The organism is Leclercia tamurae, assembly GCF_025566055.1.
In the GTDB taxonomy this organism is placed as follows: domain Bacteria; phylum Pseudomonadota; class Gammaproteobacteria; order Enterobacterales; family Enterobacteriaceae; genus Enterobacter; species Enterobacter tamurae.
The window spans coordinates 43,697-56,524 of the sequence record NZ_JAMHKS010000058.1 but is presented as its reverse complement, the minus strand read 5'-3'; the positions used below and the strand labels follow the sequence as shown (position 1 = coordinate 56,524).

The window sequence follows — 12,828 nt, the reverse complement described above, 5'->3', positions numbered from 1 at the left end:
AGAGATTTCTTCTTCCTCCATCAGGGGGAAGAACTGAGAATCGGGCCCTTGCGCCTGATAGTTGCGGAGAGAGAGCATGGCGGGGAATGACCGCGAGCCAATAGGACGTAAAGGAAAGCCTTCACGTCCGGCGAAAGAAAAGGCAGGCCGTCGTCGCCTCAGTGATGAGGAGTATGACGACGTTGATAATGAGTATGAGGATGAAGCGCCCGTGCCACGTAAAGGAAAAGGCAAAAAAGGTAAACCTCGCGGCAAGCGCGGCTGGTTCTGGCTGCTGCTGAAGCTGTTAATTGTTTTCATGGTCCTGCTGGCGATCTACGGCGTCTATCTGGATCAGAAGATCCGCAGCCGTATCGACGGTAAAGTCTGGCAATTGCCAGCGGCGGTGTATGGCCGGATGGTCAACCTCGAGCCGGAGATGACCATCAGCAAGAACGAGATGGTCAAGCTGCTGGAGGCCACCCAGTACCGCCAGGTGACGAAGATGACCCGTCCTGGCGAGTTTACGGTGCAGGCGAAAAGCATCGAGATGATCCGCCGTCCGTTTGACTTCCCGGACAGCAAAGAGGGGCAGGTGCGTGCACGTCTGACCTTCGACGGCGATCATATCGACACCATCGAGAACATGGAGAACAACCGTCAGTTCGGTTTCTTCCGTCTCGATCCGCGGCTGATCACCATGCTCTCCTCGCCAAACGGCGAGCAGCGTCTGTTTGTCGCGCGTAACGGCTTCCCGGATCTGCTGGTGGATACCCTGCTGGCAACCGAAGACCGTCACTTCTATGAGCACGATGGCGTCAGCCTGTACTCCATTGGCCGTGCGGTGCTGGCCAACCTGACCGCCGGACGGACGGTGCAGGGGGCAAGTACCCTGACCCAGCAGCTGGTGAAGAACCTGTTCCTCTCCAGCGAACGCTCCTACTGGCGTAAGGCTAACGAAGCGTACATGGCGGTGCTGATGGATGCCCGCTACAGCAAAGATCGCATCCTTGAGCTGTACATGAACGAGGTCTACCTCGGTCAGAGCGGCGACAATGAAATCCGCGGCTTCCCGCTGGCGAGCCTCTACTACTTTGGCCGTCCGGTAGAAGAGCTGAGTCTTGACCAGCAGGCGCTGCTGGTAGGCATGGTGAAAGGGGCGTCAATCTACAACCCGTGGCGTAACCCGAAACTGGCGCTGGAGCGACGTAATCTGGTGCTGCGTCTGCTGCAACAGCAGCAGGTGATCGACCAGGAGCTGTACGACATGCTTAGCGCGCGTCCGTTAGGCGTCCAGCCGCGCGGCGGCGTGATCTCCCCGCAGCCTGCGTTTATGCAGATGGTGCGTCAGGAGTTGCAGACTAAGCTGGGCGATAAAGTTAAAGATCTCTCCGGCGTGAAGATCTTCACCACCTTTGACTCCGTGGCGCAGGATGCCGCAGAGAAAGCGGCGGTGGAAGGTATTCCGGCGCTGAAAAAGCAGCGCAAGCTGAGCGATCTGGAGACCGCGATGGTGGTGGTCGATCGGACCACCGGTGAAGTGCGGGCGATGGTCGGCGGGGCAGAGCCGCAGTTTGCGGGCTACAACCGCGCCATGCAGGCACGCCGTTCGATCGGCTCGCTGGCAAAACCGGCGACCTATCTCACCGCCCTGAGCCAGCCGAACCAGTATCGTCTGAATACCTGGATTGCCGATGCCCCGATTGCCCTGCGCCAGCCAAACGGCCAGGTGTGGTCGCCGCAGAACGACGACAAACAGTACAGCGGTCAGGTAATGCTGGTGGACGCCCTGACGCGGTCCATGAACGTGCCGACGGTTAACCTCGGGATGGCGCTGGGTCTGCCAGCGGTAACCGATACCTGGCTGAAGCTGGGCGTGCCGAAAGATCAGCTGCATCCGGTTCCGGCCATGCTGTTAGGTGCCCTGAACCTGACGCCAATTGAAGTGGCGCAGGCGTTCCAGACCATCGCCAGCGGCGGTAACCGTGCTCCGCTCTCGGCGCTGCGTTCGGTGATTGCCGAAGATGGCACTCCGCTGTACCAGAGCTTCCCGCAGGCGGAGCGTGCCGTACCGGCGCAGGCCGCCTACATGACTCTGTGGACCATGCAGCAGGTGGTACAACGCGGGACCGGTCGCCAGCTTGGCGCGAAGTATCCGGGTCTGCATCTGGCGGGTAAAACCGGGACCACCAACAACAATGTCGATACCTGGTTTGCCGGCATCGACGGGCGTGAAGTGGTGATCACCTGGGTCGGACGCGACAACAACCAGCCGACGAAACTGTACGGTGCCAGCGGGGCGATGTCCATTTACCAGCGCTATCTGGCTAACCAGTCGCCGGTGCCGTTAACCCTGACGCCACCGGAAGATATCGTCGATATGGGCGTGGATCAGTCGGGCAACTTCGTGTGTGGCGGCGGGATGCGTAGCGTTCCGGTCTGGACCACCAACCCGGACTCCCTGTGCCAGGCGCCAACGCCAGAGCCGACGGGCAACCCGTTTGAGCAGTCTTCTCCTCAGCAGCAACAGCAGCAACCGCAACAGCCGCAGCAGCAGAATGAGAAGAAGGACAGCGACGGCGTCGCGGGCTGGATCAAAGATATGTTCGGCGGTAACTAATCAAAAGTCCCTCTCCTGCGGGAGAGGGACTTTTCACCTCAATTCAACATCCCTCCAACAGTAAAATCCCCGTTTATTAACCCTGCATTTTCCGTTGTTTATTTCTTATACCCTTATTTCCTGTAGGGCCGCATATCACTTGCTATGCCGTGAATGTTTCGCATAATATGCTGCGGTCATAATAATAATTCTCGTTTACGTTATCATTCACTCTTTCATCAGAGATATACCAATGGCGCATTCAAAAACTGCTCAGCCAATGCAATCTTCGCTGCGTAAAATCGCAGTTGTTGTAGCCACAGCGGTTAGCGGCATGTCTGCTTTTGCCCAGGCTGCTGACACCCCCAAAAAAGAAGAAACCATCACCGTAACCGCAGCGCCTGCTGCGCAGGAAAGTGCCTGGGGTCCGGCGGCAACCATTGCCGCACGCCAGTCCGCTACCGGGACCAAGACCGATACCTCCATTGAGAAGGTACCGCAGTCTATCTCCGTAGTGACCGCGGAAGAGATGGCCCTGCACCAGCCACGCTCGGTGAAAGAAGCACTGAGCTATACGCCAGGGGTGGCAGTGGGTACGCGCGGTGCGTCAAACACCTATGACTACCTGATTATTCGTGGTTTTGCTGCCGACGGCCAAAGCCAGAACAATTACCTCGACGGCATGAAGATGCAGGGCAACTTCTATAACGACGCGGTAATTGACCCTTATATGATCGAGCGCGCGGAAGTGATGCGCGGGCCAACCTCCGTTCTGTACGGCAAAAGCAGCCCGGGTGGCTTGCTGAACATGGTCAGCAAACGTCCGCTGACAGAGCCGCTGAAAGAGATCCAGTTCAAGGTCGGGACTGACAGCCTGTTCCAGACCGGGTTTGACTTCAGCGATGCGCTGGATGATGACGGCGTCTACTCCTATCGCCTGACGGGCCTAGCGCGTGCCAACAATGCCCAGCAGGAGCGCGCGGAAGAGCAGCGTTATACCATTGCGCCGTCCTTCTCCTGGCGTCCGTCAGATAAAACCAACTTCACCTTCCTCTCCTATTTCCAGAACGAGCCAGAAACCGGTTACTACGGCTGGTTGCCAAAAGAGGGCACGGTTGATCCGCTGCCAAACGGCGATCGTCTGTCGACCGATTTCAACGAAGGGGCGAAAAACAATACCTATTCCCGTAACCAGAAAATGGTCGGGTATAGCTTCGATCACGAGTTTAACGACACCTTCACCGTGCGTCAGAACCTGCGCTTTGCCGAGAATAAAACCTCGCAGAACAGCGTCTATGGCTACGGCGTCTGCTCCGATGCGGCGAACAGTGGCAATGCCTTGTGTAACGCGTTATCCCCTGCGGACAAAGGCCATTACCTGGCGCGTAAGTACGTGGTTGACGATGAGAAGCTGCAAAACTTCACCGTCGATACCCAGCTGCAGAGCAAATTCGCCACTGGCGAGGTTGACCATATCCTGCTGACCGGCGTTGACTTTATGCGCATGCGTAACGACATCAACTCGTGGTTCGGCTATGACGGTTCCGTCCCGCTGCTGGATCTCTACAATCCGGTGTATAGCGATTTCGATTTCGGCTCACAAAATCCGGACAATTCCGGCCCGTATCAGATCCTCAACAAGCAGCAGCAGACCGGTCTCTATGTCCAGGATCAGGCGCAGTGGGATAAAGTGCTGGTTACCCTGGGCGGTCGTTACGACTGGGCCGATCAGGACTCCATCAACCGCGTTGCGGGCACTACCGCGTCACGGGATGACAACCAGTTCACCTGGCGTGGCGGGGTTAACTACCTGTTCGATAATGGCGTCACCCCTTACTTCAGCTACAGCGAATCCTTCGAGCCGTCTTCCCAGTCCGACGCACAAGGTAAGCCGTTTGCCCCGTCAAAAGGCAAGCAGTATGAAGTGGGCGTGAAGTATGTCCCGAGCGATCGTCCGATCGTGCTGACCGGGGCGCTGTATCAGCTGACCAAAACCAACAACCTGATGGCCGATCCTGCGGGCTCGTTCTTCTCGGTTGAAGGCGGCGAGATCCGCGCCCGTGGCGTGGAAATCGAAGCCAAAGCGGCGCTGTCTGCCAGCGTTAACGTGGTGGGGTCTTACACCTACACCGACGTGGAGTACACCACCGACACCACCTACAAAGGCAACACCCCGGCGCAGGTGCCTGAGCACATGGCCTCCCTGTGGGGGGATTACACCATCTATGATGGCGCGCTCTCTGGCCTGACGCTGGGTACCGGCGGTCGCTTCTCCAGCTCCAGCTATGGCGATCCGGCGAACTCCTTCAAGGTGGGTAGCTATGCGGTGATGGATGCCCTGGTCCGTTACGATCTGGCGCGTGTTGGTATGGCGGGCTCGAACGTGGCGCTGCACGTGAACAACCTGCTGGATCGTGAATACGTCGCCAGCTGCTTCAATACCTATGGCTGCTTCTGGGGTGCAGAACGCCAGGTTGTTGCGACCGCGACCTTCCGCTTCTAATCGTTAAACTTGGGCACGATTTTCGTGCCCTTTTCTTTACTTAAGTTGGCTAACATGCAGGAAAACAACCCGCAGTCCGATACCACTTTTGCACTCGATGGCATCTCCTTTCGCGTTCCCGGCCGCACGCTGCTGCATCCGCTTTCGCTGACCTTTCCCGCAGGCCAGGTGACCGGCCTGATCGGCCATAATGGCTCCGGCAAATCCACCTTACTGAAAATGCTTGGCCGCCATCAGCCGCCTTCCGACGGCGATATTCTGCTCGACGGGCAGCCGCTGGAGAGCTGGAACAGCAAGGCCTTTGCCCGCAAGGTGGCCTATCTGCCGCAACAGCTGCCGCAGGCGGAAGGCATGACCGTTCGTGAGCTGGTGGCGATTGGCCGTTATCCCTGGCATGGTGCCTTGGGTCGCTTCGGCGTGGCCGACCGCGAGAAAGTGGAGGAGGCGATTGCGCTGGTGGGGTTAAAACCGCTGGCCCACCGTCTGGTGGATAGCCTGTCCGGCGGCGAGCGCCAGCGGGCGTGGATCGCCATGCTGGTGGCGCAGGACAGCCGGTGTTTACTGCTGGATGAACCCACTTCGGCGCTGGATATCGCCCATCAGGTGGATGTGCTGGCGCTGGTGCATCGCTTAAGCCAGCAGCGCGGTCTGACGGTGATTGCAGTGCTGCACGATATCAACATGGCGGCGCGTTACTGCGACTATCTGGTGGCACTGCGCGGTGGCGAGATGATCGCCCAGGGCAGACCAGCCGAGCTGATGCGCAGTGAAACGCTGGAAAACATTTACGGAATTCCAATGGGTATTCTGCCGCATCCTGCCGGAGCGGCACCGGTGAGCTTTGTCTATTGATGCCTGAGTTAACACATATTAGCCGTCGTCGACTGTTGACGGCGATGGCCCTCTCGCCGCTGCTGTGGAAAATGGGCACGGCGCATGCCGCGACTGTCGATCCTCATCGCATTGTCGCCCTTGAGTGGCTGCCGGTTGAGCTGCTGCTGGCCCTCGGCGTCACGCCCTACGGCGTGGCCGACATTCCCAATTATACCCTGTGGGTGAACGAGCCTCGTCTGCCGGAATCGGTGATCGACATTGGCCTGCGTACCGAGCCCAACCTTGAACTGCTCACCCAGATGAAACCCTCGTACCTTGTCTGGTCGGCTGGATATGGCCCGTCGGAAGAGAAGCTGGCGCGAATTGCACCGGGGCGCGGGTTCGCCTTTAGCGACGGCAAAAAACCGCTGACCAACGCCCGCAAATCCTTAACCGAGATGGCGCAGCTGCTGAACATGGAGGCGGCTGCCCGTTCGCATCTGGATCATTTCGACAGCGTGATCGACAGCTACAAACCGCGTTTTGCCGGTCGGGGCGATCGCCCACTGCTGATGGTCACCCTGCTTGATGCCCGTCATATGCTGGTGTTTGGCAATAACTGTCTGTTCCAGGAAGTGCTGGATCGCTACGGAATTAAAAACGCCTGGGAAGGGGAGATGACCTTCTGGGGCAGCACTGCCGTCGGCATCGATCGTCTGGGCATGTTCCGCGATGTGGATGTGCTCTGCTTCGATCACGGCAACGAGCGCGAGATGCAGACCTTGATGGCGACGCCGCTGTGGCAGGCAATGCCGTTTGTCCGCCAGCAACGTGTGAAGCGCGTCCCGGCGGTGTGGTTTTACGGTGCGACCCTGTCGGCCATGCACTTTGCCCGCGTGCTGGATAGCGCGCTGGGAGGTCAGGCATGAGATCGCGGATCGCCTTTTTACCGGCGCTGTTAATGGCACTGCTGGTGGTGGTGGCGCTGGGCTTAACCTGGTCGAATCTCAATCTGGCCCTGCCGCGCGCCCAGTGGGGCACCGCCCTGGTGGCCCCGGATATCGACAATATTCAACAGATGCTGTTCCACTACAGCCTGCTCCCGCGGCTGGCGATTTCGCTGCTGGTGGGTGCCGGGCTTGGGCTGGTGGGCGTGCTGTTCCAGCAGGTGCTGCGTAATCCGCTTGCAGAACCCACCACCCTTGGCGTGGCGACGGGCGCCCAATTGGGGATGACCATCATCACCCTGTGGGCGCTGCCGGGCGTGCTGGCGGCGCAGTTTGCCGCGCTGGTGGGGGCCTGCGTCGTCGGGGCGATTGTCTTTGGCGTAGCCTGGGGCAAACGCCTCTCGCCGGTGACGCTGATCCTCGCCGGGCTGGTGGTGAGCCTCTACTGTGGGGCAGTCAATCAGTTGTTAGTCATTTTCCATCACGACCAGCTGCAGAGCATGTTCCTCTGGAGCACCGGGACGCTGACGCAAACCGACTGGAGCATCGTTCAGCGCCTGTGGCCACAGCTGCTCGGCGGCGTGCTGCTGACCCTGCTGCTGTTGCGTCCGCTCACCCTGATGGGACTGGACGATGGCGTGGCGCGCAACCTCGGCCTGGCACTGTCGCTGGCCCGTCTGGCGGCGCTGACCCTGGCAATTGTCATCAGCGCCCTGCTGGTGAATGCGGTGGGCATCATCGGGTTTATCGGCCTGTTCGCGCCGTTGCTGGCAAAAATGCTCGGCGCGCGGCGCTTGCTCTCGCGGCTGATCCTTGCCCCGCTGATTGGGGCGCTGATCCTCTGGCTCTCCGATCAGGTGATCCTCTGGCTGACGCGGGTGTGGATGGAAGTCTCTACCGGGTCAGTGACGGCGCTGATTGGCGCGCCGCTGCTGCTGTGGCTGCTGCCGCGTCTGCGCAGCATGAGCGCTCCGGCGATGAACGCCGGCGATAACGTGCAGGCTGAGCGTCATCACGTGCTGTGGTTTGCCCTGGCGGGCGGCGCGGTGCTGCTGCTGGCGGTGATTGCGGCTCTGGCGTTTGGCCGGGATGCATCGGGCTGGCACTGGGCGAGCGGGGCGATGCTTGATGAACTGCTGCCGTGGCGCGCGCCGCGTATTTTCGCCGCGCTGATTGCCGGGGTGATGCTGGCGGTCGCGGGCTGCATTATCCAGCGTCTGACCGGCAACCCGATGGCGAGCCCGGAAGTGCTGGGGATCAGCTCCGGTGCGGCTTTCGGCGTGGTAGTGATGCTCTTCTTTGTGCCGGGTAATGCCTTCGGCTGGCTGATGCCCGCGGGCAGTATCGGTGCGGCGGTGACGCTGCTGATCATCATGATTGCTGCCGGAAGGGGCGGCTTCTCGCCGCACCGGATGCTGCTGGCGGGGATGGCCCTGAGTACTGCCTTCACCATGCTGCTGATGATGCTGCAGGCCAGCGGCGATCCGCGCATGGCGCAGATCCTGACCTGGATCGCCGGCTCAACCTATAATGCCACTACCGAACAGGTGGTGAGCACCGGTATCGCGATGATCGTGCTGCTGGCGCTGGTGCCGCTGTGCCGTCGCTGGCTGACGGTGCTGCCGCTGGGGGGCGACACGGCCCGGTCGGTGGGGATGGCGCTGAGTGCTTCGCGCATCGGTCTGCTGCTGCTGGCGGCGTCGCTGACGGCCACAGCTACCCTGACCATTGGTCCGCTGAGCTTTATCGGGCTGATGGCGCCGCATATCGCGCGAATGATGGGCTTCCGCCGGACGATGCCGCACATTGTGATGTCGGCGTTAACGGGGGGGATCCTGCTGGTGTTCGCCGACTGGTGTGGCCGAATGGTGCTGTTCCCGTATCAGATCCCGGCGGGACTGCTTTCCACCTTCATCGGTGCGCCGTACTTTATCTATCTTCTGCGGAAACAGAGCCGATAAAAAAGCCGGGTGGCGGCTGCGCCTTACCCGGCCTACAAAACCTTCGAACCGTAGGCCGGGTAAGCGTTAGCGCCACCCGGCAACCCACGACTCAGAGCTTCGCAAACACCCGACGCGCCGCGTCGATGGTGTTATTGATATCCTCTTCGCTGTGCGCGACCGACATAAAGCCTGCCTCAAAGGCTGACGGCGCCAGATAGACACCTTCCTCCAGCATCAGATGGAAGAAACGCTTGAAGCGCTCAACGTCGCACTTCACCACATCCTGATAGCAGGTTACGGTTTTCGCGTCGGTGAAGAAGATGCCGAACATGCCGCCAACGTGGTTCACCACCAGCGGAACACCCGCCTCTTCAGCTGCCTCCAGCAGGCCGTTTGCCAGCTGGGTGGTGCGTTCGGTGAGGGTGGCGTGAATGCCCGGCTGCGCTACTTCATTCAGGCAGGCGAAACCGGCCGCCATGGCAATCGGGTTACCGGAGAGCGTACCCGCCTGATAGACCGGACCGGTTGGTGCCAGCGCGTCCATTACCTCTCTGCGGCCACCAAAAGCACCTACCGGCATGCCGCCGCCGATGATTTTGCCCAGGCAGGTCAGGTCCGGCACCACATCGTAATAGGCCTGCGCACCCGCGAGGGCCACGCGGAAACCGGTCATCACTTCGTCGATAATCAGCAGCGCGCCGAACTCGTCGCACAGCGCACGCAGGCCCTGCAGGAAGCCCGGCTGCGGTGGAATGCAGTTCATGTTACCTGCGACAGGCTCGACGATGATGCAGGCGATCTCGTGCGGGTTCAGTTCAAACGCCGCGCGCACGGAATCGAGATCGTTATAGGTGCAGGTCAGGGTGTGCTTCGCGAAATCCGCTGGCACGCCCGGAGAGTTCGGCTGGCCGAGGGTCAGCGCGCCGGAACCTGCTTTCACCAGCAGGCAGTCCGCGTGGCCGTGGTAGCAGCCTTCGAACTTAATAATTTTGTCGCGGCCGGTAAAGCCACGGGCCAGACGGATGGCGCTCATGGTCGCTTCGGTACCGGAGTTCACCATCCGCACCATATCCATGGTCGGCACCAGCTCGGTCACCAGCGCCGCCATTTTCACTTCCATCTCGGTCGGCGCACCGAAACTTAATCCGCGCTGCGCCGCTTCGATCACCGCGTTGCGGATCGCCGGGTGGTTGTGACCCAATACCATCGGGCCCCACGAGCCGACATAATCGATATAGGCTTTGCCATCCACATCGTACAGACAGGCGCCATCGGCACGTTCGATAAACAGCGGTGTACCGCCCACGCCGGTAAAGGCACGGACCGGGGAGTTCACACCGCCGGGGATAAGCTCGCGGGCTGCACTGTAGAGGTTTTCAGACTTGCTCATGGCGTCGTTCCTGGCTCGTATAAAATGATTAAGCCCACTATTCTAAGTGATTCGTGGAAGGTTATGAAATCTTTACCCAGGTAATCCATTAACAATTGTTAAGCAATTTTCCGGAGACGGCCGGGCGGTCTCTGGTAAAATCCCTGCGGCTATTTGTATGACGAAAGATAACGGGCAATGAAAGCAGATTCTCCCTCATTTGAAGAACAACAGTTTGCGCGGGCGCGATACCGTATCAGCATCCGACGGCTGCTTAACCGCGACAAGACACCGCTGGCGATTTTACTGGGCGCGGCCGTTGTCGGCACGCTGGCCGGGCTGGTAGGCGTCGCGTTCGAAAAGGCCGTCAATGGCGTGCTTAACTGGCGTATTGGCACCGTGGCGGGTTATGCCGATCGTGACGTGCTGGTCTGGATCCTGGCGTTTGGTTTATCTGCCCTGTTCGCGATGGTCGGTTATTTTCTGGTGCGTAAATTCGCGCCGGAAGCGGGCGGCTCGGGGATCCCTGAGATAGAAGGGGCGCTCGAGGAGCTGCGTCCGGTGCGCTGGTGGCGCGTACTGCCCGTTAAGTTTATCGGCGGGATGGGGACGCTTGGCGCAGGGATGGTGCTCGGGCGGGAAGGGCCGACCGTACAGCTGGGCGGTAACGTTGGCCGTATGGTCAGCGATCTGTTCAGAATGCGCAGCGCCGAAGCTCGCCATACGTTGCTGGCAACCGGCGCTGCCGCAGGGCTTTCCGCCGCCTTTAATGCCCCGCTGGCGGGGATCCTGTTTATCATCGAAGAGATGCGCGCTCAGTTCCGCTATAACCTGGTCTCGATAAAAGCGGTCTTCACCGGCGTGATTATGTCGAGCATTGTCTTTCGGCTTTTCAATGGCGAAGGGGCGGTGATTGAGGTCGGTAAGTTGACCAACGCGCCGGTCAATACGCTGTGGCTGTATCTGATCCTCGGCATGATTTTTGGCATTGTCGGCCCGCTTTTTAATGCCCTTATCATTCGCGCTCAGGATATGTTCCAGCGGATCCATGGCGGCAACACCACCAAATGGGTGCTGGTGGGCGGGTTGCTGGGGGGCGTGTGCGGCGTGCTGGGTTTTATCGAGCCCAATGCGGCAGGCGGTGGCTTTGGCCTGATCCCGATTGCGGCGGCGGGTAATTTCAGTATCGGCCTGCTGCTGTTTATGTTTATCTCCCGGGTCATCACCACCGTACTCTGCTTCTCCTCCGGCGCGCCTGGGGGCATTTTTGCCCCGATGCTGGCGTTGGGCACGTTGCTGGGTACGGCTTTTGGTATGGCCGCTGCCGCAGGTTTCCCGGCGTATCATCTTGAGGCTGGCACCTTCGCCATCGCCGGAATGGGGGCGCTGCTGGCGGCGTCGTTGCGTGCGCCATTGACCGGCATCGTGCTGGTGCTGGAGATGACCGACAATTACCAGCTCATTTTGCCAATGATCATTACCTGCCTGGGGGCCACACTATTAGCCCAGTTCCTCGGCGGGAAACCGCTATACTCCACCATTCTTGCCCGTACCCTGGCGAAGCAGAATACTTGAATGAATTACCAGGGTATTAGATAATGACAACAAGAATTGGGTGATTTTTACCCACTAGCAGTATTCATGGGAGCATAAGATGAGTGATGACGTAGCGCTGCCGTTGCAGTTTACCGAAGCAGCAGCCAAAAAAGTAAAAGACCTGATTGCCGATGAAGACAACCCGGAGCTGAAATTGCGTGTGTACATTACCGGCGGCGGCTGCAGCGGCTTCCAGTATGGATTCACCTTTGACGATCAGGTTAACGACGGCGACATGACCATTGAGAAGCAGGGCGTCGCGCTGGTCGTTGACCCGATGAGCCTGCAGTATCTGGTGGGTGGCGCGGTGGACTACACCGAAGGCCTGGAAGGTTCCCGCTTTGTGGTGACCAACCCGAATGCAACCAGCACCTGCGGGTGTGGTTCGTCGTTCAGCATCTGATAGTTATGCCCGGTGGCGCTTCGCTTACCGGGCCAACAAAACCCTTCCCTTTACCTGCCGTTTTCATCCAGCGCAAAGGTTGGCAGCTTCAGGTGCCAGCGGATTGCCGCCAGCCGGATCCCCAGCGTCACCACCATCCCCAGCATCGCCGCCTGTTCCAGCGGAACGTGAAAGGTATACCAGGCCGTGGCGTGGACGATCCCACCCAGAATACAGGCCGTGGCGTAGATTTCCGTTCTCAGGATCATCGGCACTTCGCGCGCCAGAATATCGCGGATAATCCCGCCACCCACGCCAGTGACTACCCCCATACAGATCGCTACCAGCGGACCGGTGCCAGCCATAAAGGCTTTATTCACACCAATGCCAACAAACACTGCGAGGCCCACCGCATCCAGTACCGGCAGCAGCCATTTCGGCATGCGGCGCGGCTGGCGGACCAGAATAATGGTTAACAGGCAGGTGACCATCGCCACCACCAGATCGGTGGGATCTTTAACCCAGAATACCGGGCCATGATCGAGGGCCATATCGCGGATCGTTCCGCCGCCCACGGCGGTGACCACGCCTAACACCAGCACGCCAAACGGATCCATGCGTAATTTACCGGCCAGCAGAACGCCGGAGATCGCAAAAACGGCTGTGCCAAGAATATCCAGCCAATAAACGAGCATCG

The 12,828-nt window shown here is 59.6% G+C and carries 9 protein-coding genes; 7 read left to right on the top strand and 2 right to left on the bottom strand.

The features are described from left to right. Positions 1 to 76 precede the first annotated feature (76 nt). The 5 genes from mrcB (at position 77) to fhuB (ending at position 8,802) form a co-directional block, all read left to right on the top strand. The gene (gene mrcB / locus M8318_RS01040; protein ID WP_262660689.1) at positions 77 to 2,599 is read left to right on the top strand and encodes a bifunctional glycosyl transferase/transpeptidase; all 2,523 of its coding nucleotides are present in this window, start codon (positions 77 to 79) and stop codon (positions 2,597 to 2,599) included. A 232-nt stretch (positions 2,600 to 2,831) separates the two neighbouring features. Continuing rightward, positions 2,832 to 5,081, top strand: coding sequence for a ferrichrome porin FhuA (gene fhuA / locus M8318_RS01035; RefSeq protein WP_262660687.1), 2,250 nt, complete (start codon positions 2,832 to 2,834; stop codon positions 5,079 to 5,081). 54 nt (positions 5,082 to 5,135) lie between these two features. Next, positions 5,136 to 5,933, top strand: coding sequence for a Fe3+-hydroxamate ABC transporter ATP-binding protein FhuC (gene fhuC / locus M8318_RS01030; RefSeq protein ID WP_262660685.1), 798 nt, complete (start codon positions 5,136 to 5,138; stop codon positions 5,931 to 5,933). Beyond that, positions 5,933 to 6,823: a Fe(3+)-hydroxamate ABC transporter substrate-binding protein FhuD gene (fhuD, locus tag M8318_RS01025; RefSeq protein ID WP_262660683.1), complete on the top strand. Its 891-nt coding sequence runs from the start codon at positions 5,933 to 5,935 to the stop codon at positions 6,821 to 6,823. Before fhuC ends, fhuD begins: the two co-directional genes overlap by 1 nt. Further along, positions 6,820 to 8,802, top strand: a complete 1,983-nt coding sequence (fhuB, locus tag M8318_RS01020; protein ID WP_262660681.1) for a Fe(3+)-hydroxamate ABC transporter permease FhuB — start codon at positions 6,820 to 6,822, stop codon at positions 8,800 to 8,802. The genes fhuD and fhuB overlap by 4 nt, the downstream gene beginning before the upstream one ends. A 91-nt stretch (positions 8,803 to 8,893) precedes the next feature. Here the strand turns inward: fhuB and hemL are convergent, their stop codons facing one another. Continuing rightward, on the bottom strand, positions 8,894 to 10,174 hold the full coding sequence (gene hemL, locus M8318_RS01015) for a glutamate-1-semialdehyde 2,1-aminomutase (RefSeq protein ID WP_262660679.1): 1,281 nt from the start codon (positions 10,172 to 10,174) through the stop codon (positions 8,894 to 8,896). A 177-nt stretch (positions 10,175 to 10,351) separates the two neighbouring features. Here hemL and clcA point away from each other — a divergent pair, with 177 nt between their 5' ends. Both clcA and erpA read left to right on the top strand, forming a co-directional pair. Beyond that, positions 10,352 to 11,728 carry a H(+)/Cl(-) exchange transporter ClcA gene (clcA, locus tag M8318_RS01010; protein ID WP_262660677.1) on the top strand — a complete coding sequence of 459 codons (1,377 nt, stop codon included), beginning with the start codon at positions 10,352 to 10,354 and terminating at the stop codon, positions 11,726 to 11,728. 79 nt (positions 11,729 to 11,807) lie between these two features. Next, the gene (gene erpA / locus M8318_RS01005; RefSeq protein WP_032616597.1) at positions 11,808 to 12,152 is read left to right on the top strand and encodes an iron-sulfur cluster insertion protein ErpA; all 345 of its coding nucleotides are present in this window, start codon (positions 11,808 to 11,810) and stop codon (positions 12,150 to 12,152) included. Between the two features lie 50 nt (positions 12,153 to 12,202). On the opposite strand, the gene M8318_RS01000 is transcribed toward erpA, so the two are convergent. After that, complete coding sequence (locus tag M8318_RS01000; RefSeq protein WP_262660676.1) at positions 12,203 to 12,826, bottom strand: TRIC cation channel family protein; 624 nt, start codon at positions 12,824 to 12,826, stop codon at positions 12,203 to 12,205. Positions 12,827 to 12,828: the final 2 nt, after the last annotated feature.